This window comes from Curtobacterium sp. NPDC089991 (genome assembly GCF_044748425.1).
GTDB lineage: Bacteria > Actinomycetota > Actinomycetes > Actinomycetales > Microbacteriaceae > Curtobacterium.
On the sequence record NZ_JBIVGB010000002.1, the window covers coordinates 825,935 to 849,976 of the forward strand.

Consider the following 24,042-nt stretch of genomic DNA (forward strand, 5'->3'; position numbering starts at 1 on the left):
TCTTCGGGGTGAACGATCCTCAGCAGACCGCACGTGAGCACCTCGGGCCCGACGAGCACCTGTACTGGGCCGGCACGAGCGAACCGGCGAAGCTCTTCACGGGGCGGGACGGCTTCCTCATCCCGTTCTCCCTGCTGTGGACCGGCTTCGTCGCGTTCGCGGTCCTCGACGTCGTGCGGAACGGGTACCTCGGCGTGGGAGCGATCATCCCGATCGTGTTCTCGATCGTCGGCGTGCACCTGGTGGTCGGCCGCTTCTTCGTGAAGGCACACCGCAAGCGCACGACCGTGTACGCCGTCACCGACCGCCGCGCACTGATCATCACGCCGAACACCACCCGCGAGGTTCCGGTGGGACGCACCGATCGCACCATCACCTGGACCAGCGGCCGACGACACTGTTCGGTGGAGTGGAACACCGGCGATCCGAGCGGAGTGGCGGCGTTCTTCGCCGGCGGAGCGACCGCCAAGATCTACGCGAACACCGGACTCGACGGGCTGTTCGGACCGCAGCTGTTCGCCTTCTGGGACGTCCGCGACGGCGAGGAACTCGTCCGCGAACTCGACCGCGTGGCGCGCTAGCCCCGGCGGTCCTCCTCCGACTGCCACGGCAGGTGCAGATCGCCCGGTGCGGGTTCCACGTCGCCGGCGTCGTCCGCGCCTCCCGTTCCCGGTGCGGCGGTGATCTTGGACGTGTCGATGCCGTCCGCTTCGAGTTCGGCGTCGCTGCGCTGGTTCGTCTGCGACGCCTCGGTCTCCCGCTCGCTCGACGGGCTGTACGTAGTGTCGGTCGAGTCGGGATCCGGCGTCTCCGGGATGCTGTCGCTCATGACCCGGACGGTAGTCCGTGTGCCCCGAGTACCAGTTCGGTCACGACCATCGATCGGGCTGGACCCCGGCGGTACGCTCCCTGCCGTGGGGGAGATCGAACGACGACGAACACGAGCGCGGACCGCGGCGAGCGCAGTAGCCGGCACCGCACTGGTGGGGTTGCTGCTGACGGGCTGCACGGTGTTCGGAGGGGACGACACCCTGCCGAAGCCGACCCGACAGGCCACCGAGCGCACCGCGGAGCCGATCCCCGATCCGACGCTCACGACCGAGCAGGTCGGCGGCAACGCGGACGAGGTCGAGCAGGTCCTGCCGACGGGCACGGTCGCGGCGGAGACCGACGTCACATCCCCGAGCGGTGACACGAGCATCCACGTGCGCATCGTGGCGAACGACATGGGTACGTTCACCGCGCAGTTGTCCGGCTACCGCACGACCAACCCGCAGCAGATGAGCCTGCAGTTCCGGCACCGGACCGCCAGCCCGCTCGATGGCGGTGACGCCTCGGCGCGGGACACGACCGAGTGGACCGCCGCCTCCGGGCCGCCGAAGACCGTGGTCATGAACGACGCCGGTGCACGACCGGACTACTTGCGCAGCGTCGTCCTCGTCCCCGCCTCAGTGCCGGACGAAGACCCGTCGAAACGCCCGTGGGTCGGATCGGTGCTGGCCGTCGGTGCTCTGGACTGGAAGATCCCGAACCCCTACCCGGACTTGCGCATCACCGTGGGCAAGGACCGACCGGGGGCGTACGGCATCGTCACGGACGCCGACGGACGACCGGCCGACTACCTGGTGGCGCACGGCGACGAGCTGACCACGGTCGCTCAGCGGTTCGGCATCACGCCGGCCGAGGTGCAGTGGCTCAACCCGTACATGGAGACCCGCGCCGACGACTGGTTGCTCGAGGGCAGCACGCTGAACCTCGATCCCGCACGCCGCTGACCTCGGCGCGGACGGCACTCGACCGTCCGTTACGCTCGACGGGCACCAGCCCCGACCAGGAGGTCCCCTCGTGACGATCGTCGCCGCAGCAGACGGCTCAGCCCTCGGCAACCCCGGCCCCGCTGGCTGGGCCTGGTACGTCGACGACGACCGCTGGGCCGCCGGTGGCTGGCCCCGGGCAACGAACAACATCGGCGAACTCACGGCCGTCCTGCAGTTGCTCCGCGCGACGAAGGACACCGGCGAGCCGCTGCACATCCTGTGCGACAGCCAGTACGCCATCAAGGCCTGCACCGAGTGGCTCGCTGGGTGGAAGCGGAAGAACTGGCGCAAGGCCGACGGCAAGCCGGTCATGAACGTCGAGATCATCAAGGAGCTCGACGCCGAGCTGCAGGGCCGCAAGGTCACGTTCGAGTGGGTCCGCGGGCACGTCGGCCACGAGATGAACGAAGCCGCCGACGTCCGCGCCCGTGGTGCCGCCACCGCGTACCAGAACCACACCGACGTGCCGCACGGTCCGGGCTGGCCCGGAGTCGAGGTCACCGAGCCGTCCGCACTGCCCGAGGCGACCCCGCCGGCCACACTCTTCTGACCGACGAGCTCGGTCAGCCTGGGTCTCGGAGACCCAGGAACACCGAGGTACTGGTCCGCATCCGACCCCGAGACGATGCTGGGCGCATGGAGAACACCGAACACGTCCTGGTCACCGGCGGCTCCGGCTTCATCGCCGGCCACCTGATCCTGCAGCTGCTCGACGCCGGGCACCGCGTCCGCACCACGATCCGGTCCCTCGACCGGGAACCCGCGGTCCGTGCGGTCCTCGCCGAAGCCGGCCTGACCGCCGACGACCGGCTGGAGTTCGTCGCCGCTGACCTGACGTCCGATGACGGATGGGCTCAGGCGGTCGCGGACATCCACGTCGTGCACCACGTCGCCTCGCCGGTGCTGCCCGGCCACGTCGAGGACGAGGACACCGTGATCCGTCCGGCGGTGGAGGGGACGCTGCGGGTGCTGCGCGCCGCACACACGGCCGGAGTCGATCGGGTCGTGCTGACCTCGGCCTTCCATGCGGTCAGCTGGGGCCACCCGCACTCCGACCACGTGTTCACCGAGGCCGACTGGACGGTGCTCGACGGGCCCGGAGTCGACGCCTACGGGAAGAGCAAGACCCTCGCCGAACGCGCCGCGTGGGACTTCGTCACGTCCGAGCCCGGTGCGCCGGAGCTCGTCACGACGATGCCGGTCGCGGTGATGGGCCCGGCGATGGGGCACGCGGTGTCGGGCGCGAACCACATCCTGCAGTCCATGCTCTCCGGAGCGATGCCCGCGACCCCGCGGCTGTTCATCCCCATCGTCGACGTGCGTGACGTCGCCGCGGCGCACGTCACCGCGACGACCGCCCCGGATGCAGCGGGCAAGCGGTTCCTCTTGTCGAACGGCCCGGCGCTCGAGATGGCCGAGATCGCCGCCACCCTGCGCGAGCACCTCGGTGACGACGCCCGGGCAGTCCCGACGCAGACGCTGCCCGACGACGTCGTACGGACCGCAGCCGAGACCCAGCCGCAGTTCCGTGCGATGGTGCCCGACCTCGGCTACGCCAAGCGCACCTCGAACGAGCGAGCGCGCACCGTGCTCGGCTGGACCCCTCGTGATCCGCACGAGGCGATCGTGGCGGCGGCCCGGAGCCTGGTGGCGAAGCGCCTGGTCCACCCCTGACCCACGAGGATCAGACCGCCCGCTCCCAGAGCGCCACCGTGCTCTCCAGCCTGTCGTACCGGTACGGCTTCCGCTCCCCCGTCGGTGCGTACCCGAGCGCCCGCCAGAACGGCTCGGCACCGGCCGCGTTCGTCGCCACGATCCCCAGTCGTAGTCGGTCGGCGCGGGCATCAGCCGCCAGGGACACGACGGCCTCGTGCAGGACTCGTCCGAGGCCGGAACCCTGCCGATCGCCGCGGACGACGAGCAGTCCGACGTACGCCGTGGTCGGTGCCGGGTACCCGAGCAGCACGTCCGCGAACGCCACGAGCGATTCGCCGTCCCACAGCCCGATCCCGTGCTTGCCCGCCGGCTCGAAGCCGTCCGGCACCGACACGAGTGCGCTCAGCCCGTCGGACGGCCCCGGCGGGTACCCGGTGATCCGCTCGGCGTAGTCCGGCACGGTCTCGAGCAGCACCTGCAGCGCGTCGACGTCGTCCGCACCGAGCGCTCGCACGACGAACGAACCAGCACCGGCCGGCATCAGTCCACGTCCACGTCGGCCCACCCGTCGAACCGACCGATCTCGGTGACCCGGACCACGGCCTCACCGGCTTCGTCCGAGGCGTCGAGGTCGATCGTCGCCGAGAACCCGAAGTCCTTGTCGCCTGACGGGTCCGCGAAGATCTGCCGGGCACGCCACACACGCGCCGAGCCTGCAGCCCCAGAGCCGGACGCCCCCACACCCGTCGCCCCGGCACCCGTCGCCCCCGCCTGGTCGAGCACCAGGTAGGACATCGACCGCGCCTCGGCATCGGTGCCGATGGTGTCGTGCTCCTCGTAGTACTCCTCGAGCACCGCGTCCCACGCGTCACCGTCGAAACCGGCTGCTGCGTCGAGCGCCCCGAGTCCGTCGACGTCGTCGCGTGCAGCGAGCAGCACCCGCTGGAACAGTGCGTTCCGCACGAGCACGGTGAAGGCCCGCACGTTGCCGGTGAGCCGTGCCGGCTGCGGCGGCGCGATCTCCTGCTCTTCGGCGAGGGCGAGCAGCACGTCGCCGTTGAGCAGCGCTTCCCACTCGTCGACGAGCGAGGAGTCGGTCTGCCGGACGACCTCGCCGAGCCACTCGATCAGGTCGTCGAGCTCCTGGTTCCGCTGTTCCTCGGTGATGGTCTGCCGCATGGTCCGGTAGGCGTCGGACAGGTACCGGAGCACGAGCCCCTCGGACCGGGTGAGCTGGTAGAACCGCACGAAGTCGCCGAAGGTCATCGCGCGCTCGTACATGTCACGGACGACGGCCTTGGGTGAGAGCTGGAAGTCGAGGACCCAGGGCTGTTCCGCCGCGTACGTCTCGTACGCCGCCTCCAACAGCTCGGACAGCGGGCGAGGCCAGGTGACCTCCTCGAGCAGCTCCATCCGCTCCTCGTACTCGATGCCCTCGCGCTTCATGCGGGCGACCTCTTCGCCGCGCTCCTTGAACTGCTGCTGCGACAGGATCGCTCGCGGGTCGTCCAGTGTCGCCTCGACGATCGAGACCATGTCCAGGGCGTACGTCGGCGAAGACGGGTCGAGCAGCTCGAACGCGGCGAGCGCGAACGGCGACAGGGGCTGGTTGAGGGCGAAGTTCGACTGCAGGTCCACCGTGAGCCGGTAGGAGACCGGAGGCCCCGGCACCCGCTCGATGACCTGCGCGTTGATGAGCGTCCGGGCGATGACGAGCGCACGTCGGGCCATCGCGAGCTGGCGGGAGCGCGGTTCGTGGTTGTCGAACACCAGCGAGCGCACCTCGTCGAACGCCGAACCGCCGCGGGCCACCACCGACAGCACCATCGCGTGCGTGATGCGCATGCGTGACACCATCGGTTCCGGTTCGGCACCGATGAGGCGGTCGAACGAGGCCTGGCCCCAGGACACGAACCCCTCCGGCGCCTTCTTCCGCTTGATCTTGCTCTTCTTCTTCTGGTCGTCCCCGGCCTTGGCGACCGCACGGGCGTTCTCGATGTCGTGCTCGGGGGCCTCGGCGACGACGTCACCCTCGGTGTCGTACCCGGCGCGTCCGGCGCGGCCGGCGATCTGGTGGAACTCGCGTGCGGACAGCTGCCGCATCTTGGTGCCGTCGAACTTCGTCAGTCCGGTGAACAGCACGGAGCGGATCGGCACGTTGATGCCGACGCCGAGGGTGTCGGTGCCGCAGATGACGGGCAGCAGTCCGCGCTGTGCGAGCTGCTCGACGAGCCGTCGGTACTTGGGCAGCATGCCGGCGTGGTGCACGCCGATGCCGGCGCGGATCAGGCGGGACAGGGTCTGTCCGAAGCCGGCGCTGAACCGGAACCCGGCGATGGCATCGGCGATGGCATCGCGCCGCTCGCGCGAGGCGACCTTCGCCGACATCAGCGACTGTGCCCGTTCGAGCGCGGCCGCCTGGGCGAAGTGCACGATGTAGATCGGCGCCTTGCCCTCCTCCAGCAGCCGTTCGACGGTCTCCTGCACGGGCGTCATCACGTACTCGTACTCGAGCGGCACCGGTCGACTGACGCCGGTCACGCGGGCGGTGGGTCGACCGGTGCGTCGGGACAGGTCGTCGGCGATGGTGGTGACGTCGCCGAGGGTGGCCGACATGAGCAGGAACTGCGCGCGCTCGAGCACGAGCAGCGGCACCTGCCACGCCCAGCCGCGGTCGGGGTCGCCGTAGAAGTGGAACTCGTCCATCACCACGACGTCGACGTCGGCGTCCGGACCTTCGCGCAGGGCCAGGTTCGCCAGGATCTCGGCCGTGCAGCAGACGATGGGGGCGTCGCCGTTCACGCTGGAGTCGCCGGTGACCATGCCGACGTTCTGCGCGCCGAACAGCTCGACGAGCTGGAAGAACTTCTCGGAGACGAGCGCCTTGATCGGTGCCGTGTAGTAGCTCCGCTTGCCCTCGGCGAGCGCGGCGAAGTGCGCGCCGGCCGCGACGAGCGACTTGCCGGTGCCGGTCGGGGTGCTCAGCACGACGTTCGCGCCGGACACGAGCTCGATGACCGCTTCGTCCTGCGCCGGGTACAACGGCCGGCCACCCTCCTCGGCCCAGGCCGCGAAGGCCTCGTAGACCTCGTCGGCGTCGACGACGCCGTCCACCGCCGCCGGGATCGCGGCGACGAGCGGGGGCACGGTGGTGACGTCGGTCATGTCCCCATCCTCCCAGGCTGCGGTGACGAGGTGGTCGGTACGGACGACCGGGAGGCCCGGCTCCATACGCGCGCATAGACTCGCGTCATGCGCGAACTCGGCTTCCTCACCTTCGTCCCGAACCACGGCGGCACTGCGGGTGCGGCAAGCGCCCTGCAGGACGGTCTGCGGCTGTTCGAGACGGCCGAGACCCTCGGCTACGGCACGGGGTGGGTCCGTGGCCGCCACTTCGAACCCTTCCTGACGAGCCCGATGACGTTCTTCGCCGCCGCGGCCCAGCGCACGAGCACCATCGCGTTCGGCACCGCGGTGCTCGGCATGCGCTACGAGGACCCGGTGCGCCTCGCCGAGGACGCCAGCACGGTCGACCTGCTGAGCGGCGGGCGGGTGCAGCTCGGCATCAGCACGGGCATCGCCGGGTACGGGCCGATCCTCGACCCGGTGTTCGGCTCCGTGGACCGCTCGTTCCGCGACGAGGCCGAGGCCCGGGCTGCCCGACTGCTCGAGGTGCTCGACGGCGACGCACTCGGCAGCGCGGGCTCTGGCTACGAGAGCATCCCGGCCGGTGCGGACCTGACCCTGCAGCCGCTCAGCGCCGGCCTGCGCGACCGCGTCTGGTGGGGCGGCGGCAGCATGGGCACGGCGGTGCGCACGGCCGAGAAGGGGCTGCTCCTGCACTGCTCGACCTTGAACACCGAGGACACCGGTGCACCCTTCGCCCAGGCGCAGGCCGACCAGATCGCCGCGTACCGGGAGCGGTTCACCGAGCTGCACGGCGGGACCGGCCGCACGTCGAAGGTCGCGGTGGGCCGCATCGTCGTGCCGCTGCTCGACGACCACGACCGCGCGGTCCACGAGGAGTTCCTGACCGGGTACTCCTCGGGCATGGACGACGAGGGTCGACCGCTCTCCGGTCCGCCGTTCCGGTTCAGCAAGGTGCTGTCCGGCGAGCCGGCCGCCATCGTCGACGCGCTGCTCGCCGACCCCGCCGTCACCGCGACGGACGAGCTCGTGATCACCCTGCCCGCGAACGGGGACGTGGCCGCCCACGAGCGGATCCTGCGCATCGTCGCCGAGGAGATCGCTCCGGCACTCCGCGCCTGAGAACGGATCAGGACATCCGGCGGGGCTCAGATCGAGTCGGTGATGCTCGAGAGCCCTGCCGGATGACCATCTCGTCCCTGATCCGCACGGGATGGTGGGACCATCGTTCCACCTACCGAGCGGTTTGTCACACTCAGATGCGCCCTCAGGACGAGAAAGTTGATCATCCGTCACCCGTTTTGCCCGGATCGCACGAAGTCCGTCAACCGGTTCGCCGAAGCCCTTCCGGACCGGAAACACTCGTGACGAACGAATGCGCCCCCGCGCGGACGCGGGGACGCATTCTGGACGCACCGGGGAAGCTGGGGCATCGTCAGCCGGATCAGGAGGCTGAGTCGCACACCCAGCGACCCCGTAGTCGGTGCGTGCGCCGACGGTAACCAGCCGACTGGCGCACATCGATGTTACTCAACAGGCGTCGTCCGTGCGCGGAAACCGGACGAACTGGTCACTCCAGTTCGAGGGCCGCGCTCCCGGACTCGTCGGTGACCGAGGCTCCGACGTGCAGCGTGAAGGTGCCGGGCTCGTACTGCCAGGCTCCGTCCCAGTGCGCGAACGCCCGGGCCGGCACCTCGATCGAGACCTCGGTCGACTCCCCCGCGCCGAGGCGGACCGGGGCGAACCCGACCAGCCAGCGCGCCGGACGGTCCACCGCCGAGGACTCGCGCGACGCGTAGACCTGCACGACGTGCTTGCCGGCGCGCGGTCCGGTGTTGGCGACCGTCGCCGTGACGATGACCGCGTCCCCCTCGGACACGGTCGGCGTCGCGACGACGCCGCCGATGGTCCACGAGGTGTAGCCGAGGCCGTGCCCGAACGGGTACGCCGGCGTGGTGCCGGCACGGAGCCAGGCACGGTACCCGATGTGGACGCCCTCGTCGTACGACACCTTGCCGTCGACGGGGGTGACGTCCAGCACGGGCACGTCGGCCATCGCGACCGGCCAGGTGGTGGGCAGACGGCCGCCGGGCTCCTGCGCGCCGGTCAGGACATCGGCGAGCGCGTTGCCGTACTCCTGCCCACCGAACCAGGTGAGCAGGACCGCGGCGACGTCGTTCCGCCACGGCATCTCCACGGGCGAGCCGGCGTTCACGACGACGACCGTGTTCGGGTTGGCCGCCACGACCGCACGCACCAGGTCGTCCTGGTGGCCGGGCAGCGCGAGCGATGAGCGGTCGTAGCCCTCGGACTCGACCTTCGAGTTCGTGCCGACGACCACCACGGCGACGTCAGCCGTGCGGGCAGCCTCGACTGCGGCATCGATGAGCACCGACGGGTCCTCGTCGGACGGCTCGGTGCCGAACTGGTACGCGAGCACGCCGCCGAGGGTCTCGTCCTGGATGACGTCGTACTCGATGCGGATCGCGACCTGCTGTCCGGAGGTCACCGACACGGGCACCGAGCGGGCCGGCGGGTTGAGGAACGCCGCGCCGAGCTGGTCGCCCTTGAACGGCACGTCCTCGTCGAGCACGAGCTCCCCGTCGATCCACATCCGCGACCGGCCGGCCGCCCCGATGCCGATCCGCACGGTGCCGGTGGACGGCGCGGTGTAGGTCGTGGTGATGTCGAGCCGGTCGGCCTCACGCGTGGGGGCGTCGCCGCCGAACCAGAACAGTGCCGTGGCGCGACGGTCCTCGACGTACAGTTCCTCGCCGTCCTTGACGAAGGCGACGCGGGCGCCGGGCTCGCCGGTGCCGGGGTTCGTGATGGTGGACAGCGGGAACTCCGCGATGCCCTCCTGCACGACGGCACCGATCGCGTAGTCGACCGTGGCACCCGGGAACGCCGAGCGGATCCCGTCGAGCGGCGAGACGACCTGCGACGGCACGACCGTGGCCGAGCCACCGCCCTGCGTGCGGGCCTGGTCGGCGTTGTGGCCGATGACGGCGATGCGGGAGACGGCGGGCGCGTCGAGCGGCAGCACGCCGGTGTTGCGGACGAGGACGGTGCCCTCGGCCTCGGCTTCGCGGACGAACGCGACGCCGTCCTCGACGTGCACCGGCTGCGCGGCCACGGGCTCGAAGCCCTCGAGTGCGCCGACGCGGGCGGCCAGGGTCAGGATGCGGCGGACCTTGCGGTCGATCGCCTCGATCGGCACGGCACCGGACTGCACCGCGGCGAGCAGCGGACCCTCGCTCCACCACTGGTTCGGGCCGGGCATCGCGACGTCCTGCGACGCCTTCGCCGAGTCGACCGAGCGCACGCCGGTCCAGTCGGACACGACGATGCCGTCGAAGCCCCACTCCGAGCTCAGCGGCGTCTCGAGCAGGTCGTGCTCCGACGCGGTGACGCCGTTGATGGAGTTGTACGACGACATGATCGCCCAGGCGTGCGCCTCGGTCACGGCCTTCTCGAACGCGAGCAGGTACAGCTCGCGCAGGGCCCGGTCCGAGACCTCGGTCGACGCGGTGAAGCGGTCGGTCTCGTAGTCGTTCGCGATGTAGTGCTTCGGGGTCGCGGCCACGCCGTTCTCCTGCACACCGTCGACGTACGACGCAGCCAGGTCACCGGTCAGGACCGGGTCCTCGCTGAACGCCTCGAAGTGCCGGCCGCCGAGCGGTGAGCGGTGCAGGTTGATGGTCGGGCCGAGGACGACGTCGACGCCCTTGCGGCGTGCCTCGACGGCTGCTGCGGCGCCGTAGCGCTTCGCGATCGCGCGGTCCCAGGACGCCGACAGCGCGGTCGCCGAGGGCAGGTTCAGCGACGGGTCGCGTTCGTCCCAGACCTCACCACGGACGCCCGACGGGCCGTCGGACATCAGGATCCGGCGCAGCCCGATCTTCTCGATGGGCCAGGTGGTCCAGAAGTCGCGCCCGGTCAGGAGCTGCACCTTCTCGTCGGTGGTCAGCTGGTCGACGAGCGCGTCGATGCGCTCGGCCGTACTGGAGGCAGTGGTCACGTCGTTCACGGTAGTCACGGTGGTCGGTCCTTTCGTTCAGAGCCTGGGGAAGTGTGGTCAGCGCACGCCGCGGATGCGGGACACCGAGACGATGCCGAGCAGTCCGACGACGGCGCCGGTGATGAAGAAGCCGCTGTACCCGCCGGTCAGGGCGATGACGCCCGGGGCCGCCGCGGGCACGATCGACTGGGGCAGGGCCTGCGCGATGTTGACGACGCCGAGGTCCTTCGCGTTGTCCTCGTCGGACGGCAGCACGTCGGTGATGAGCGCCAGGTCGACGGCGTAGAAGACGCCCATGCCGGCACCCATCACGAACTCGCCGACCAGGACCATGCCGAGCGACGGCGCGAGCGCGATGATCACGAGCCCGACCACGCCGACGATGCCCGCGATCGCGACGAACAGCTTGCGGCGGCCGAGCTTGTCCGACAGCCAGCCGGCGATGAGCGACGTGAGCACGATGCCGACGACGTTCCACAGCGTTCCCTGGAACACCGCGTTCGCGACGTGGTCCGGGTCCACGCCGATGTCGTCCCGCAGGAAGTACGTCAGGTAGCTCACCGCGGTGTACTGCGCGGCGACCATCAGGAACCGGGTGAGCCAGGCCCAGCCGAGGTCCGGGTGCTTGACGGGGTTGAAGACGAACGAGCCGAAGACCTGCCCGATGCCGAGCTTCGACGTGGGCCGGTTGGTGAGCACGCGGTCGCGGAACACGAGCGCGTAGAGCACGACGACGATCGACCCGATCGCACCGGGGATGATCATCTGCGTCGCCGAGGTCGAGAAGAGCTGCACGAGGAACGTGCCGCCGACGAGCGCGAGGTTCTGGGAGAGCCCGAGCAGCGCCGCGACCCGGCCGCGCTGGGACCGCGTGACGTGGTCCGGCAGGACCGCGGTCATGGCGGCGATCGTGGCGTTGTAGGCGATCTGCGTGACGCCCCACGCGAGGACCAGCACGACGGTCGAGGTGGTCGTCGCGACGACCACGAGGCCCGCGAAGCCGACCACGGTGCCACCGATGATCCACGGACGACGCATGCCGAGCCTCCCGGCCGTCCGATCGCTGAAGCGACCGGCCAGGGGGTTGGCGACCATCGCGGCGAACGCGCCGACACCGAGTGCCAGGCCGAGCACGCCCGCTTGGTTGTCCGGCGCGATCTCGGCGACCTTGAGCGCCATGGCGACCAGCACCGGCGGCAGCAGCGCGATGTACAGGCCGAGCATCGCGATCGGCATGCCGAGCGTGTACATGAGCGGGGCACCTCGGCCGCGCGTGGGTGCGACTGCGGTCGGGGTGTCGTTGACGGTCAGGGCGTCGTTGGCCACTGCAACCTCTTCTCGGGTACGCCACCTGCACCGGTGACTCGCACGCCTTCGTCGGCGGCTCCGCCCACGGTAACACCAAAACCAAGTGAGGCTAGGTTTTCTGTGTCCACTCCGAGCGGTACAGTCCTGCCATGGCACGACGGGGTTCGTACGCGAAGGGCATCGCGAAGCGCGAGGAGATCCTCACGGTCGCGCTCGACCTCGTCGCCTCGCAGGGGTTCCGCCGCACCAGCATCAAGGACATCGCCGACGCCGTCGGGCTGACCCAGGCCGGCCTGCTGCACTACTTCGACTCCAAGGACGAGCTCTGGGTCGAGATCCTGCGACGACGCGACGAGCTCGACCTCGCCCACGACTGGCAGGCACCCGACCCCGCTGCACTGCTCGCGGCGATCGTCCGGCACAACGCCGAGGTCCCCGGCCTGGTGCAGATGTTCGTCAACCTCTCCGCCGCAGCTGCGACCGACCCCGAGCACCCCGCGCACGCGTACTTCCAAGAGCGCTACGAGCGCAGCCGTCGCGACCTGTCCGCCGACTTCCGCACCATGCAGCAGGACGGACGGCTCCGCGCCGACGTCGATGCCGAGGAGCTGACGAGCGTGCTGCTCGCGGTGTCCGACGGCATGCAGATCCAGTGGCTGTTCGACCCGTCGCGGGACATGGCGCAGCACGTCGAGCTCGTCGCCCGGCTCGCGATCGCCCAGGTCGCCCCCACCGCCTGACGCTCCCCCGCCGGACAGCGGGGTACGGACAGGGCCTGGTCGGGTCAGGCGGCGCCGGGCAGGATGGGGCGTGCCCGGAGGGCGACCCGACGACGATGTGGAGTGACGCGATGACGCGTGTAGTGGTGACCGGCGGCAGCGGCAAGCTCGGACGAGCGGTGGTGCGCGACCTCGATGCGCACGGGTACGACGTGGTGCTGCTCGACCGCGTGCCCTCCCCCGACCAGCCCGAGGGCGTGCAGTTCGTCCGGATCGACCTGACCGACTACGGCCAGGTCCTGAACGCCCTGCTCGGCATCGACGACCGGTACGACCACGTGGACGCCGTCGTGCACCTCGCGGCCGTGCCCGCTCCGGGGCAGGTCCCCGACGTGGCGCTCATCACGAACAACGTGACGGCGTCGATCAACGTCTTCCACGCCGCACGGGCCGCGAAGATCAAGAACCTGGTGTGGGCGTCGAGCGAGACCCTGCTCGGCATCCCGATGGGCGAGCACCACCCGCCCTACCTGCCCGTCGACGAGGAGTTCGCGGTCCGCCCGCAGTCGTCGTACTCGCTCGGCAAGGCGGTCGAAGAGGAGATGGCCCGCCACTTCACCCGCTGGGACCCGGAGCTCAAGATGATCGGCCTGCGGTTCTCGAACGTGATGGACGAGACCGACTACCCGGCGTTCCCGTGGGACGCCACCCCCGAGGCGAAGACCTTCAACCTGTGGTCCTACATCGACTCGCGTGACGGTGCCCAGGCGGTCCGAAAGGCCGTCGAGGCCGAGCTCACCGGGTTCGAGGCGTTCGTCATCGCGAGCCCCGACACCGTGATGGACACCCCGACGATCGAGCTCGTCGAGCGCTACGTGCCCGACATCGAGCGTCGCGCGGACATCGACGGCGTCAGCTCGCTGCTGTCGTCCGAGAAGGCTCGCGAGCTGCTCGGCTACGCCCCGGAGCACAGCTGGCGCGACGGCCGCTAGCAGCGCCCGCGTCCGCCGCTGAGCAGCCCCTTCGCTAGGCCGGCAGCAGCAGCCCGTCGAGCACCAGGTCGCGCGCCGCCGGCAACAGGTCGGCGGCGAGCACCTGCTCGTCGACACCTGTGATCTGAGCCAGTGCGCCGACGATCGCTGCGACGGACAAGTCCCCGTCGCAGGCTCCGACGAACGCAGCGAGCGCCGTGTCCGCGTCCACCCGCCGTCCGAGTCCGCCGCCCTGCACGAGCGTCATCACCGTGGGGTCGTCGTTGCCCGGCCAGTAGTAGCGCTCCTCGGTGACGTCGCCCGCCACCGTCAGGTGTGCCGTGGCGAGCGCGGCGTCGTCGTGCGCGGCGAGCCACGCGGCCGCGTCGAGGACGCGAGCGACCGTGGCGCCGAGCCCGGCGGGGTTGGAGCCGAGCGTCTCGGGGACGCGCTCGAACCGGCGGAGGCTCGCCGTTCCTCCTGGCAGGGCTCGACGCACCACGACGTACCCGAAGCCGACGCCGGTGACGCGGCGGTCCGCGAAGTCGTCGAGCCAGGCGCCCATGAGCGTGTCGAACTCGGGCGTCCCGGGCTTCGTGCCGCCGTCGCGGATCCAGGTCTCGGCGTACGACGTCGGATCCTGGCGCTCACGCTCGATGACCCACGCGTCGAGGTCGGTGTCCTCGAACCAGCTGCGCACGCGGTCGAGGCCGTCGACGCCCCAGTGGTACTCCCAGTTGCCGAGCAGCTGCGCGGTCCCACCGGGCTCGAGGTGCTCGGACAGGCCGCGGAGCACGGTCTCGACGAGCGCGTCGCCGACCATGCCGCCGTCGCGGTACTCGTACGAGGGGACGCCCGGCCGACGGGGTGTGATGACGAACGGCGGGTTCGACACGATGCGGTCGAACCGCTCCCCCGCGACGGGCTCGAAGAGCGAACCGTACCGGAAGTCGATCCCGTCGATGCCGTTGAGCTGCGCGTTGAAGCGGGCGATGTCGAGGGCGCGGCGCGAGATGTCGGTGGCGACCACGTGCTCGGCGAAGCGCCGGGCGTGCATGGCCTGGATCCCGCATCCGGTGCCGAGGTCGAGGACCGTGCGGACGGGGACGGGGACCTGCAGGCCGCTCAGCGTGGTGGTGGCGCCGCCGATGCCGAGGACGTGCTCCTCGCTGATCGCGTGGCCGAGGGCGAGTTCGCCGAGGTCCGAGACGATCCACCAGCTGCCGGCGCCGAGGTCGTCGACGAAGGCGTAGGGGCGCAGGTCGACCGTCGGCTCCACGACCGCGGCGTCGGTGTCAGTGCCACAGACCCGCAGCAGCCCTGCCGCGACCACGGCGTCGAGCCCGGCGGTCGGGAACGCGGCTGCGGCGTCCGCGCGGGACGTCGGCAGCCCGAGCACGAACAGGGTGGCGAGGGTGCCGAGCGGGGATGTCTCACGAGCACCCAGGGCACGGAGGGCCGCCACTCGCGACCCCCGGTGCAGCGATGCGGCCGCTTCGGTCCCCCAGAGTGCGTCGACCCGGTCGACGGTGAAGCCGGCGGCGTCGAGGTCCGCGGCGAGCGCCGTCGTCGCGGCCGGGTCAGCACCGATGTCGGGGAGCGTGTGCACGGACTCCCCGGCGCCGGCACCCGCGCCGGCGCCGGGTACCGTGCTCACGACTCGATCCCGTCGCGGAGCAGCGCCGCGGGCACCTGCCAGTCGAGCACCAGGTCGAGCAGCCCCGGGAACCGCTGCTGCACGTCCTCGATGCGGACCCGGCTGATGCGGGTCAGGCCCTCGAGGTGCTGTTCGAGCAGTCCGGCCTCGCGCAGGACCCGGAAGTGGTGGGTGAGCGTGGACTTCGGTCGGTCGATGCCGACCCAGCCGCAGCTCCGTTCACCACCGGCGGCGTCGACGAGGTAGCGGTGCAGGATCGCCAACCGGATCGGGTCGCTCAGGGCGTCCAGGACGACGGGGAGGTCCATCTCGGCCACGGACGGCTGGGGCAGCCGCTCGGGGGCATCGACGTGCGCGGGCATGGACGGGACGCTACCACCGTTCGGCTTGCTGTACGACTTGCGTCGTACTGCGGACTGCGGTACGAATGCAGTCGTACAACGGACCATCGGAAGGATGCTCATGCAGCAGTCAGCTCGCTCGGTCGCCGGGTTCTGGATCCTCGCGGCGATGCTCCTGGTGTCGGTCGCGTCGTCCGCGGTCCCCTCGCCGATCTACCCGGTCTACGCCGCCGAGTGGCACCTCACGCCGCTCATGCTGACCGGCGTCTTCGCCATCTACGTCGCCGGGTTGCTCGCGAGCCTGCTCATCGCCGGGCGGCTGTCCGACCACGTCGGCCGCAAGCCCGTGCTCGTCGCCGGAGGCCTGGGCGTCGCCCTGTCGCTCGGACTGTTCGCGATCGCGGACGGCGTCGGCGCGCTCATCGTCGACCGCATCGTGCAGGGCGTCTCCGTCGGACTCCTGATCGGTGCGCTCGGGGCGGCCCTCATCGACAACTCGCTCGAGCGGCACCCGACCCTGGCCGGCGTGCTGAACGGTGTCATCCCGCCGATCGCACTCGCCACCGGTGCGATGTCGAGCGGTGCACTCGTGCAGTGGGGTCCGGCGCCGGAGCAGCTCGTCTACCTGGTCTTCGGAGCGCTGCTCGTGCTCCTCGTGCTGGCGCTGTTCGTGGTCCCCGAGCAGGTCCAACGGCGCCCCGGAGCACTCCGTTCGCTGCGTCCGACGATCAGCGTGCCGCGGAGCTCGCGTCGACTGTTCCGCGGGGTCGTCGGTTCCCTCGTCGCCAGCTGGGCCCTCGGCGGCATGTTCCTCTCACTCGTCCCCTCGGCCCTCGGTGCCGTGTTCGGCATCACGAACCACTTCGCGGCCGGCGCACTCATCGCCGTCGTCACGGGCGTCGGTGCACTGACCGGACTCGCGACGCAGCGGATGGACGCTCGCCGCGCGGTGCTCGTCGGGCTCGTCGCCCTGGTGCTCGGCCCGATCGTGACCGTGGCGTTCGTGATGGCCCACTCCCTGCCCGGCCTCGTCGTCGGCAGTGCGATCGCCGGTGTCGGCTTCGGTGCCGGGTTCCAGGCACCGCTGCGGATGCTGCTCGCGACCGCGGCACCGACCCACCGCGCCGGACTGCTCTCGACGATCTACGTCGTCAGCTACCTGGCGTTCGGGGTCCCCGCCGTCATCGGTGGGCTGCTCGAACCGTCGATCGGACTCGTCCCCGTCATCGCCGGGTACGGCGGGTTCATCGTCCTCGCTGCCGTCGTCGCGCTCGTGCTGCAGCTGACGTCGAAGGACGCGGCCGCCGTCGAGGAGCAGGCCGCCGAGGTCATCGAGCGCACCGCCACCGGCTCGATCCGCGTCGCGGCGGAGTAGCGGCCGGCGCCCGGCACCCGCTTGGTGCGAGGTTGGCCACACGGTGCGAGGCCACAGCACCGCACGGAGTGATCAACCTCGCACCAGCTGACGGCTAGTGGCCCGGGTGCGCCGAGTTCGCGCCGCGCGCCCGTCCACGAGCACGCACCCCGACCGTCCGAGCAGCACCCGTGTGGGCGGCGTCGACGTCGGCCTTGCCCCGGTCGGCAGCATCACGCAGGCGCTTCGGTCCGTGCCGCTTGGCCCAGTCCCAGAAGCGGTGCAGCTGCGCCTTGAGCCACACGATGATCTTGTGGAAGAAGTGGAACTCGCTCGCCAGCACCGTGAGTCCGATGAACACCACGAGCCATCCCGGCCCGGGCAGCGGCACCAGGATGAGTCCGATGATGACGACCAACCCGCCGACGATGCCGACGAGCACCTTGTAGAAGAGGTGCAGGTGCGGCCTGGCGTGGATCCAGGTCCGCATGTCGTGGAACCACTGGAAGCGCTGACGCGGCGCACCGTCGGTCCGGCTCTCGCCGGGTCCGTCGTTCGCGTCGCCGTCCATGCCGAAAACGTAGGGCGTGCGGCTGGGAATCCGCGGCGCACGCGGTGGACGCGCGGTGCGCGTGACGGAGGACGTGTGGCGGGGATGCGCCGTGCCTCCCGTCCGTCAGCGGGTGTCCGCCGGGAGGCCCGTCACGCGTGGGCGACGCACGTCGCGGCCCACGGGACGGCGGCCAATCGGGCCGCTGGGATCGGTTCGCCGCCGACCGCGCAGGTTCCGTAGGTGCCGGCGTCGAGCCGCGCGAGCGCGGCGTCCACCTGCTCGATCCGCTGCCGGGCCGCGTCGCGGACGGCGCCGAGCGAGCCGCGCTCCCACGCGAGGGTCGCGCCCTCGGGGTCGTGCTCGTCGTCGGAGTTGGCGTCACGGCGGGCGTCACTGACGTCGCGCATGCTCCGCTCGACGTCGGCGAGCAGCCGTTCGTTGCGGGCGCGTTCCGCGTCGAGCGCAGTGCGGGGGTCGTCCATGGCGGACACCGTAGTCGTGACGGAATGCCCGACTCTCCGGATGCGTTTGCATCGACATGACGAAGATCGGGTTCCTGTCGTTCGGACACTGGCGCGACGTGCCGGGGTCGAAGGTGCGCAGCGGGCGTGAGTCCCTGGTGCAGGCGATCGACCTCGCGGTCGCTGCCGAAGAGGCCGGCGTCGACGGCGCCTACTTCCGCGTGCACCACTTCGCACCGCAGCAGGCGGCACCGTTCCCCCTGCTGTCCGCGATCGCCGCGAAGACCAGCCGCATCGAGATCGGGACCGGCGTGATCGACATGCGCTACGAGAACCCGCTCTACATGGCCGAGGAGGCCGCGGCGACCGACCTGATCTCCGGCGGACGACTGCAGCTCGGCGTCTCCCGTGGCTCACCCGAGACCGCCCTCGCCGGTTACCAGCAGTTCGGCTACGTGCCGGATGCGTCCGACGAGAACGGCGCCGACATGGCCCGCGCGCACACCAGCGTGTTTCGTCGCGCGATCGCCGGCGAACCGATGGCCAACGCCAACCCGCAGATGACCGGCTCGGTCGGATCGCTGCCCATCTCCCCGCTCTCCGACTCGCTCGGCGACCGCATCTGGTGGGGCGCTGGCACCCGGGCCACCGCCGAGTGGACCGCCGAGCAGGGCATGAACCTGATGTCGTCGACCCTGCTCACCGAGGACACCGGCGTGCCGTTCGACGAACTGCAGGCCGAGCAGATCGAACGCTTCCGACGAGTCTGGGCCGAGTCGGGCTGGGAGCGGACCCCTCGGGTGTCGGTCTCCCGCAGCATCATCCCGATCATCGACGACGAGTCGCGGCACTACTTCGGCGTCCGCGCACAGGTCGAGGGGCAGGACCAGGTCGGGCACCTCGACGGCGGTCTGGCACGCTTCGGCCGCTCGTACATCGGATCGCCCGAGGACCTCGTCGCGGAGCTGGCGGCCGACCAGGCCGTCCGCGCTGCCGACACCGTGCTCGTCACGGTGCCGAACCAGCTCGGCGTCGACTTCAACGCGCGGCTGCTCGCCGCCGTGAAGGACGTGTTCACCGAGGTCGACGCGGCACCCGTCCCGGCCTGATCTGCTCGGTCAGGCGCTGACGGTCGGCGGCTGCGTCGGCGTCGTCGGCGTCGTCGGCGTCGGCGCCGTCGGCCAGATCAGCCGGAAGCGCTCGCAGACCACCGGCATGTCCGGTTCGAAGCCGCGCGGGTTCTCGGAGTGCTCACGCCAGTACGCCTCGTGCACCGTCCGCCAGTGCTCGAGAGTCCGGTCTCCTTCGCCTTCGGCGCGCGCGTGCTCGGCCCCGACCGCGTCGAACGGGACGATCCGGACGTCCGTCGTCTCGATGACGGCCCGGGGAACACCGGCACCGTCGGTCACGATGCTGCACTCACCGGTCGCGGGGAGCGGGTCCCCCGTCGCCTCGTAGTCCCAGAGCGCTGACGCTGTGCCGTCCTTGACCCCGCGGAGCACCAGGCCGAGCAGCTCGTCTGCCTGCTCCGGAGCGGCACCGAACGACCACGCCTCCGGCACCTCGGCCGGCAGTTCCGGAGCCTCGTCGCGCCGTTCGTTCCAGAAGTCGTCCAGGCTCGCGGTCACCAGCCGACCGTAGCGCACCGCCGGGTGTCCGCACTTGTGCCGACACCCGCCTTGGGACTGTGGCGGCGGGGCGGCGTCCCCTACCGTCGAGGAGCACCATCCGCCGCACCTCGAGGAGTCCCCGTGACACTGCCGGCCGCAGGCTGGTTCCCGGACCCGCAGGACGCCAGTCGTCTCCGCTGGTGGGACGGTCACGCCTGGGGTGCCGCGACCCGTGTCCTGCCGAGTGCTCCGGAACCGGTCCTGCCGATCGTCGTCGCACCTGTCGGTCCCTCGTTCTCCGTGCACACGGCATCGATCCGGACCCACGCGTGGGCGTCCGGCGGCGGTCGCGACCGCCGGCTGTGCGTGTTCACGGTGCTCGCGGTGCTGCTGTCTCTGACGTCGATCCTCATCAACCCACTGGGTGTCTGCAGCGCGTTCGCCCTCGTGTGCGGGCTCGTCGGTGTCGTTCGCCCCGGTGCGACCGGCGGGTGGGCGGTCGCGGCGAGGAGCGCGTCCTCGAGCGCCTTGGTGGTCGCGGTCGCGACGGGCGCGGTGGCGGCGTCGACGCAGTTCCACCTCTTCTGACCGGGGCGTCGATCAGTCTCACCGATGGCAAAGGATTGCCAGGGGTTGAGGACTCTTAGATCCATCATGCAGTATTCCAGTACGGCACTGACGCCGTACTGGAGGGAGAACCATGAACAAGCTCGGGACGCGCGGGGCATCTGCTCTCGCGGCCATGTCGTCGGTCGTGCTGGGGTGTGCGCTCCTGTCCGCAACACCAGCCGCAGCGGCTCCCCTCGGAGAGGATCAAACGATCCGGGCCGTCGAGGCTGCGGAGCGCGCGCTTGGCCTCGCCGACGATTTCCTTCCGGACAGCCCTGCGGTGCTCGCATCGGGTGCCCCCTCAGCGGCCCCGGGCACATCATCGGGTACCACCATCACCCCCGGCCCGAACTCGGACCACGAGGCCGGCGTCCAGTACACAGCGGACCGGCTCGATGAGAACTCGACACGGTACGCAGCGGTGATGAGCGCTCCGGCATCGTCCAGTGCGAGCTGGGCGTTCAACGACGATGTCGAACTGGTGCTCCTCGAGGACGGGCGGGTGAGTGTGAGCGACGGCAACGGTGGTCTGATCGCCGGAATCGACGCACCGTGGGCGGTCGATGCGAGCGGACGAGCTCTGCCGACGAGCTACCGGGTCGACGGGGCAACGTTGGTCCAGGACATCCAAGTCGATTCGCGGACGGCCTATCCGGTCGTCGCCGATCCGCGCTACAGCACGTTCCCCGGTTACTGGACCGTCACCTTCAACCGAGCAGAGAGCGCCACGGTCGTCGGGACGGTCGCGAGCTGCGCCGCGCTCTTCTCCAAGTCACCCGTACCGATACTGCGGGCACTAACGGTCACCTGCGGTGTGCTCGCCGCGTTCAGCACGGCACAGCTCGCAGGGGGCAAGTGCGTGAAACTCCACCTGGCGGGGCTCCCCGGCGTCATCGCCCAGTGGTGGCCGACGTTCCCGAAGTGCTGAGCCGATGATCGCGCCCATGTTGGTCGGACTCTTCGTCGGGTTCGCCTTGTCCACGGCCGGGGAATTCACCGATCGCTGGACCTCGAGGCTCCTGCGTGTCCTGCCGATCGTCCTCTGGTTCGGATGGCTGGTCAGCGTGATGCCGGACGGGATCTCCGACGTCGAGCTGCGCCTCCTCGGTGTCGGGATGTTCGGTCTCCTGACCGGGATGTTCCTCGCCTGGGCCTCGTTCGGCCATCGGACGCGTCGCCGCCGGGGGCACTCGAACTGATGCGTGGCGGAAGGGTCTCGCCTTCGTGGGCGAGACCCTTCCGCCGCGACGAGACCTACCGCCGCGCCCGCGGATGCGCCGTCTGGTAGACGTCCCGCAGCATGTCCGCCGTGACCATCGTGTAGATCTGGGTCGTCGCGACGCTCGCGTGCCCGAGCAGCTCCTGCACCACGCGCACATCGGCACCGCCCTCGAGCAGGTGCGTCGCGAACGAGTGCCGGAACGTGTGCGGCGACACATGCGCCTCGAGTTCCGCCGCCTCGGCCGCCGACTGGATCACGAGCCACGCGCTCTGCCGTGACAGCCGGGCACCGCGCGCGCCGAGGAACAGTGCCGGCGTCGAGGCCCCTCGTGCCGCGAACACCGGCCGCGCCCGCACCAGGTAGGCATCGATCGCCGCCCGCGCGAAACTGCCGAGGGGCACGACCCGCTGCTTGTTCCCCTTGCCGGTGACCTTCACGACGGCGAGACCGTCGGCGTCGGGGGCTGAGTCGTCGGACAGCGTGGTCACGTCGTCCACCGACAACCCCACCGCCTCGGAGATCCGCGCGCCGGTGGCGTAGAGCAGTTCGAGCAACGCCTTGTCCCGCAGCCGCACGGGGTCGTCCACACCGGAAACGCCGTCTGCGGAGACGTCCGTCGACACCGCGCCGAGCAGCCGCTCCATGTCCTCCACCGAGATCGCCTTGGGCAGCCGCATCGGGGCCTTCGGCGGCCGGACGGCGGTACCGGGGTCGAGCGGCAGCCAGCCCTCCCCCGCCGCGAAGGCCGTGAACGACCGCACCGAGCTGAGCATCCGGGCGATCGACCTCGGTGCCAGCGGACCGTCCGGCTTCGTCGCCAGGTAGGTCACGAACTCCGAGACGTCTGCCCGAGCGAGCCGCCCGACGTCGTCGATCGCAGATGCCCCGCCGGCCCGGTCGGCACCGTCGGACTCGACGACCGAAGCCGTCGCCAGCCACGAGGTGAACACCGCCAGGTCACGCCGGTACGCCGACAGCGTGTGCTGCGACAGCCCGCGCTCGATCGCGACGTGCCGCAGGTACGTCTCCGTGGCACGGTCCAGGGGAATCACGACAGCGGGCGCACGGTCAGTGCAGTGCCTCGTCGGGGGCCCCGACCCGGTACCCGGTGAACGTCACGGTCAGGCCGGCTCGCGTCGGAGCTGCACACAACAGTCCGGCCGACACGGCAGCATCGGGATCGAGGTACGCAACCCGCACCAGCCGGGGTTCCTCGTCGTCCGCCCACGCCCGGACGGTCACGGCATCACCGTCGCGGCTGGCCCGGACGGTCACGACGCGTCCCACCCACTCCGGCACGGGCGCCACCGACCAGTCCGAGAAGTCACGGGTCACCACGGCGCCGAGCTGCGGCGTCCCGTCGGAGAACTCGACACCGGCCTTGATCCAGTTCCGCTCGTCGACGCGCAGGAAGAGACCGGCCTGGTCGAACTGCTCCGTGTAGTCGAGGACGAACGATGCCTCGACCGAGAACGATCCCTCGAGGGGCTGCACCAGCGCGTGCTCGGAGTCGTGGACGAACCCGTACGAGGTGGTCCGCCAGGCGTCGCTGCCCCGGGCCGCCGTGACCCGCAGCACGTCGCCGTCGAGTTCCACGGCCTCGGGCTCGTGCGTCCACGTCGCCGCGTCGACCAGTTCTCGCAGGCTCATGCGCGGCCTCGCTCGAGCGCATCCACCGCGAGCACGGCCACGACCAGCCCGGAGTTGTGCAGCCGACCATCGAGGATCGCCTCCACCAGCGCGGCCCGCGGCACCCACCGCTTCACGATGTCGGCTTCCTCGGCCTCGCGCTCGAACGCCGTGGTCGTGGGCCGCACGCCCCGGGCGCGGTAGACCTGCAGGAACTCGTTGCTCCCGCCCGACGACGTGTTGTACCGGACCAGCGGCTCCCAGGTGTCCGCTTCGAGGTCGGCCTCTTCTGCCAGCTCTCGGGCGGCAGCAACCTGGAGGTCCTCGCCCTCGACGTCCAACAGCCCAGCCGGCAGCTCCCAGTCGCGCACCCGAACCGGGTGCCGGTACTGCTGGATCACGAGGACACGGCCCTCGTCGTCCTCGGCGTAGACCGCGACGGCACCGGTGTGGTCGATGTACTCACGCACCATCGTCTCGTCGTGGTACGCGATCGCGTCGCGGCGCACGTCCCAGACGGCGCCCTCGTACACGACGGTGGACTCGGTGACCTCGAACGAGGCGGCTTCGTCAGCGATGGGTGCGTCAGTCACGGAACCATCCAAGCACGCGCTCCTCGCGGAACCAGGTTCCGGACACAGCACCGCGTCGTTCCGCGGTTCCGTGTCCGGAACCAGGTTCCGTGGGCGCGACCAGACGACGGACGGGAGGCGGGGGGGCCCCGGGGCCCCCCCCCCCCCGCCCCCCCCCCCCCCCCCCGGGGCCCCGGGGCCCCGGTGTCGGGGGGGACAAGGCTGGCGCCCCCGGGGGGGCCCGAGCGGCCGGCCCCCCGCCCCCCCCCCCCCCCCGCGCCCACCCTGGGGCCGCCCACCCCCCCGGGTGGGGGGGGGTTGGGGGGGGCGGGGCGGGGGGGGGGGGCCCCCCCCCCCCGCGGGGGGGGGGGGGGGGGCCCCGCGGCCCCCCCGCC

At 70.9% G+C, this 24,042-nt stretch carries 25 protein-coding genes; 12 read left to right on the plus strand and 13 right to left on the minus strand.

The genetic code is table 11. The features are described 5' to 3' along the window. The first annotated feature begins 8 nt into the window (after positions 1-8). Positions 9-581 carry a hypothetical protein gene (locus tag ACIPV1_RS09185; protein WP_402726226.1) on the plus strand — a complete coding sequence of 191 codons (573 nt, stop codon included), beginning with the start codon at positions 9-11 and terminating at the stop codon, positions 579-581. Here the strand turns inward: ACIPV1_RS09185 and ACIPV1_RS09190 are convergent. Further along, complete coding sequence (locus ACIPV1_RS09190) at positions 578-829, minus strand: hypothetical protein (RefSeq protein WP_402726227.1); 252 nt, start codon at positions 827-829, stop codon at positions 578-580. The genes ACIPV1_RS09185 and ACIPV1_RS09190 overlap by 4 nt on opposite strands. 85 nt (positions 830-914) lie before the next feature. Between ACIPV1_RS09190 and ACIPV1_RS09195 the strand changes: the two genes are divergently transcribed. The 3 genes from ACIPV1_RS09195 (at position 915) to ACIPV1_RS09205 (ending at position 3,491) form a co-directional block, all read left to right on the plus strand. Then, positions 915-1,775 carry a hypothetical protein gene (locus ACIPV1_RS09195; protein WP_402726228.1) on the plus strand — a complete coding sequence of 287 codons (861 nt, stop codon included), beginning with the start codon at positions 915-917 and terminating at the stop codon, positions 1,773-1,775. 70 nt (positions 1,776-1,845) lie between these two features. Next, positions 1,846-2,367 (plus strand): ribonuclease H, encoded by a 522-nt coding sequence (locus ACIPV1_RS09200; RefSeq protein ID WP_111086567.1) that lies wholly within the window; start codon positions 1,846-1,848, stop codon positions 2,365-2,367. Positions 2,368-2,453: 86 nt separating this feature from the next. Then, complete coding sequence (locus tag ACIPV1_RS09205) at positions 2,454-3,491, plus strand: NAD-dependent epimerase/dehydratase family protein (protein ID WP_402726229.1); 1,038 nt, start codon at positions 2,454-2,456, stop codon at positions 3,489-3,491. Positions 3,492-3,501: 10 nt separating this feature from the next. On the opposite strand, the gene ACIPV1_RS09210 is transcribed toward ACIPV1_RS09205, so the two are convergent. Together ACIPV1_RS09210 and ACIPV1_RS09215 are read right to left on the minus strand one after the other, a co-directional pair. Further along, positions 3,502-4,014 carry a GNAT family N-acetyltransferase gene (locus ACIPV1_RS09210; protein ID WP_402726230.1) on the minus strand — a complete coding sequence of 171 codons (513 nt, stop codon included), beginning with the start codon at positions 4,012-4,014 and terminating at the stop codon, positions 3,502-3,504. After that, positions 4,014-6,638, minus strand: a complete 2,625-nt coding sequence (locus ACIPV1_RS09215; RefSeq protein WP_402726231.1) for a DEAD/DEAH box helicase — start codon at positions 6,636-6,638, stop codon at positions 4,014-4,016. Before ACIPV1_RS09215 ends, ACIPV1_RS09210 begins: the two co-directional genes overlap by 1 nt. Before the next feature lie 87 nt (positions 6,639-6,725). Here ACIPV1_RS09215 and ACIPV1_RS09220 point away from each other — a divergent pair, with 87 nt between their 5' ends. Then, positions 6,726-7,742: an LLM class flavin-dependent oxidoreductase gene (locus tag ACIPV1_RS09220; protein ID WP_194673135.1), complete on the plus strand. Its 1,017-nt coding sequence runs from the start codon at positions 6,726-6,728 to the stop codon at positions 7,740-7,742. 448 nt (positions 7,743-8,190) lie between these two features. Here the strand turns inward: ACIPV1_RS09220 and ACIPV1_RS09225 are convergent, their stop codons facing one another. Both ACIPV1_RS09225 and ACIPV1_RS09230 read right to left on the minus strand, forming a co-directional pair. Next, entirely contained in the window at positions 8,191-10,650 is a 2,460-nt protein-coding gene (locus ACIPV1_RS09225; RefSeq protein ID WP_402726232.1) for a glycoside hydrolase family 3 protein, read from the minus strand. 48 nt (positions 10,651-10,698) lie between these two features. After that, a complete protein-coding gene (locus ACIPV1_RS09230) occupies positions 10,699-11,967 on the minus strand; it encodes an MFS transporter (RefSeq protein WP_323743118.1) in 1,269 nt (422 codons plus the stop codon). A gap of 131 nt (positions 11,968-12,098) precedes the next feature. Here ACIPV1_RS09230 and ACIPV1_RS09235 point away from each other — a divergent pair, with 131 nt between their 5' ends. Both ACIPV1_RS09235 and ACIPV1_RS09240 read left to right on the plus strand, forming a co-directional pair. Then, the gene (locus ACIPV1_RS09235) at positions 12,099-12,689 is read left to right on the plus strand and encodes a TetR/AcrR family transcriptional regulator (RefSeq protein WP_123341243.1); all 591 of its coding nucleotides are present in this window, start codon (positions 12,099-12,101) and stop codon (positions 12,687-12,689) included. 110 nt (positions 12,690-12,799) lie between these two features. Continuing rightward, the gene (locus ACIPV1_RS09240) at positions 12,800-13,660 is read left to right on the plus strand and encodes an NAD(P)-dependent oxidoreductase (protein WP_111086594.1); all 861 of its coding nucleotides are present in this window, start codon (positions 12,800-12,802) and stop codon (positions 13,658-13,660) included. A 34-nt stretch (positions 13,661-13,694) separates the two neighbouring features. Here the strand turns inward: ACIPV1_RS09240 and ACIPV1_RS09245 are convergent, their stop codons facing one another. Together ACIPV1_RS09245 and ACIPV1_RS09250 are read right to left on the minus strand one after the other, a co-directional pair. Further along, positions 13,695-15,248 carry a methyltransferase gene (locus tag ACIPV1_RS09245; RefSeq protein WP_402726253.1) on the minus strand — a complete coding sequence of 518 codons (1,554 nt, stop codon included), beginning with the start codon at positions 15,246-15,248 and terminating at the stop codon, positions 13,695-13,697. A gap of 44 nt (positions 15,249-15,292) precedes the next feature. Further along, the gene (locus ACIPV1_RS09250; RefSeq protein ID WP_123314349.1) at positions 15,293-15,658 is read right to left on the minus strand and encodes a helix-turn-helix transcriptional regulator; all 366 of its coding nucleotides are present in this window, start codon (positions 15,656-15,658) and stop codon (positions 15,293-15,295) included. Positions 15,659-15,758: 100 nt separating this feature from the next. Between ACIPV1_RS09250 and ACIPV1_RS09255 the strand changes: the two genes are divergently transcribed. Next, positions 15,759-17,012, plus strand: a complete 1,254-nt coding sequence (locus ACIPV1_RS09255) for an MFS transporter (protein WP_123673782.1) — start codon at positions 15,759-15,761, stop codon at positions 17,010-17,012. Positions 17,013-17,106: 94 nt separating this feature from the next. On the opposite strand, the gene ACIPV1_RS09260 is transcribed toward ACIPV1_RS09255, so the two are convergent. Continuing rightward, entirely contained in the window at positions 17,107-17,562 is a 456-nt protein-coding gene (locus ACIPV1_RS09260; protein WP_243648858.1) for a TIGR02611 family protein, read from the minus strand. Between the two features lie 131 nt (positions 17,563-17,693). Then, positions 17,694-18,026 carry a TraR/DksA family transcriptional regulator gene (locus ACIPV1_RS09265; RefSeq protein ID WP_402726233.1) on the minus strand — a complete coding sequence of 111 codons (333 nt, stop codon included), beginning with the start codon at positions 18,024-18,026 and terminating at the stop codon, positions 17,694-17,696. A 56-nt stretch (positions 18,027-18,082) separates the two neighbouring features. Between ACIPV1_RS09265 and ACIPV1_RS09270 the strand changes: the two genes are divergently transcribed. After that, complete coding sequence (locus ACIPV1_RS09270; RefSeq protein ID WP_402726234.1) at positions 18,083-19,114, plus strand: LLM class flavin-dependent oxidoreductase; 1,032 nt, start codon at positions 18,083-18,085, stop codon at positions 19,112-19,114. A 9-nt stretch (positions 19,115-19,123) separates the two neighbouring features. Here ACIPV1_RS09270 and ACIPV1_RS09275 read toward each other — a convergent pair whose 3' ends face one another. Further along, entirely contained in the window at positions 19,124-19,636 is a 513-nt protein-coding gene (locus tag ACIPV1_RS09275; protein WP_402726254.1) for an ASCH domain-containing protein, read from the minus strand. Between the two features lie 120 nt (positions 19,637-19,756). Between ACIPV1_RS09275 and ACIPV1_RS09280 the strand changes: the two genes are divergently transcribed. The 3 genes from ACIPV1_RS09280 to ACIPV1_RS09290 all read left to right on the plus strand — a co-directional run bounded on the left by ACIPV1_RS09280 (position 19,757) and on the right by ACIPV1_RS09290 (position 21,423). After that, positions 19,757-20,203: a DUF2510 domain-containing protein gene (locus tag ACIPV1_RS09280; RefSeq protein ID WP_185094303.1), complete on the plus strand. Its 447-nt coding sequence runs from the start codon at positions 19,757-19,759 to the stop codon at positions 20,201-20,203. Between the two features lie 112 nt (positions 20,204-20,315). Further along, entirely contained in the window at positions 20,316-21,152 is an 837-nt protein-coding gene (locus ACIPV1_RS09285; RefSeq protein ID WP_131881731.1) for a hypothetical protein, read from the plus strand. A gap of 16 nt (positions 21,153-21,168) precedes the next feature. Next, a complete protein-coding gene (locus ACIPV1_RS09290; RefSeq protein ID WP_194673128.1) occupies positions 21,169-21,423 on the plus strand; it encodes a hypothetical protein in 255 nt (84 codons plus the stop codon). 55 nt (positions 21,424-21,478) lie between these two features. On the opposite strand, the gene ACIPV1_RS09295 is transcribed toward ACIPV1_RS09290, so the two are convergent. The 3 genes from ACIPV1_RS09295 to ACIPV1_RS09305 are packed head-to-tail and all read right to left on the minus strand — an operon-like array spanning position 21,479 to position 23,668. Then, complete coding sequence (locus ACIPV1_RS09295) at positions 21,479-22,495, minus strand: site-specific tyrosine recombinase XerD (RefSeq protein WP_133939106.1); 1,017 nt, start codon at positions 22,493-22,495, stop codon at positions 21,479-21,481. A gap of 19 nt (positions 22,496-22,514) precedes the next feature. Further along, positions 22,515-23,096, minus strand: a complete 582-nt coding sequence (locus ACIPV1_RS09300; protein ID WP_402726235.1) for a DUF1349 domain-containing protein — start codon at positions 23,094-23,096, stop codon at positions 22,515-22,517. Next, a complete protein-coding gene (locus tag ACIPV1_RS09305) occupies positions 23,093-23,668 on the minus strand; it encodes an NUDIX domain-containing protein (protein ID WP_402726236.1) in 576 nt (191 codons plus the stop codon). The genes ACIPV1_RS09300 and ACIPV1_RS09305 overlap by 4 nt, the downstream gene beginning before the upstream one ends. Between the last annotated feature and the right edge of the window lie 374 nt (positions 23,669-24,042).

What these genes read in the sequence shown, in the direction of transcription:
- ACIPV1_RS09250 (WP_123314349.1), bottom strand. Translation starts at nt 15,658, where the DNA reads ATGCCCGCGCACGTCGATGCCCCCGAGCGGCTGCCCCAGCCGTCCGTG.
- ACIPV1_RS09210 (WP_402726230.1), bottom strand. Translation starts at nt 4,014, where the DNA reads ATGCCGGCCGGTGCTGGTTCGTTCGTCGTGCGAGCGCTCGGTGCGGAC.
- ACIPV1_RS09220 (WP_194673135.1), top strand. Translation starts at nt 6,726, where the DNA reads ATGCGCGAACTCGGCTTCCTCACCTTCGTCCCGAACCACGGCGGCACT.
- ACIPV1_RS09270 (WP_402726234.1), top strand. Translation starts at nt 18,083, where the DNA reads ATGACGAAGATCGGGTTCCTGTCGTTCGGACACTGGCGCGACGTGCCG.
- ACIPV1_RS09290 (WP_194673128.1), top strand. Translation starts at nt 21,169, where the DNA reads ATGTTGGTCGGACTCTTCGTCGGGTTCGCCTTGTCCACGGCCGGGGAA.
- ACIPV1_RS09255 (WP_123673782.1), top strand. Translation starts at nt 15,759, where the DNA reads ATGCAGCAGTCAGCTCGCTCGGTCGCCGGGTTCTGGATCCTCGCGGCG.
- ACIPV1_RS09260 (WP_243648858.1), bottom strand. Translation starts at nt 17,562, where the DNA reads ATGGACGGCGACGCGAACGACGGACCCGGCGAGAGCCGGACCGACGGT.
- ACIPV1_RS09265 (WP_402726233.1), bottom strand. Translation starts at nt 18,026, where the DNA reads ATGGACGACCCCCGCACTGCGCTCGACGCGGAACGCGCCCGCAACGAA.
- ACIPV1_RS09190 (WP_402726227.1), bottom strand. Translation starts at nt 829, where the DNA reads ATGAGCGACAGCATCCCGGAGACGCCGGATCCCGACTCGACCGACACT.
- ACIPV1_RS09205 (WP_402726229.1), top strand. Translation starts at nt 2,454, where the DNA reads ATGGAGAACACCGAACACGTCCTGGTCACCGGCGGCTCCGGCTTCATC.
- ACIPV1_RS09300 (WP_402726235.1), bottom strand. Translation starts at nt 23,096, where the DNA reads ATGAGCCTGCGAGAACTGGTCGACGCGGCGACGTGGACGCACGAGCCC.
- ACIPV1_RS09285 (WP_131881731.1), top strand. Translation starts at nt 20,316, where the DNA reads ATGAACAAGCTCGGGACGCGCGGGGCATCTGCTCTCGCGGCCATGTCG.
- ACIPV1_RS09215 (WP_402726231.1), bottom strand. Translation starts at nt 6,638, where the DNA reads ATGACCGACGTCACCACCGTGCCCCCGCTCGTCGCCGCGATCCCGGCG.
- ACIPV1_RS09235 (WP_123341243.1), top strand. Translation starts at nt 12,099, where the DNA reads ATGGCACGACGGGGTTCGTACGCGAAGGGCATCGCGAAGCGCGAGGAG.
- ACIPV1_RS09240 (WP_111086594.1), top strand. Translation starts at nt 12,800, where the DNA reads ATGACGCGTGTAGTGGTGACCGGCGGCAGCGGCAAGCTCGGACGAGCG.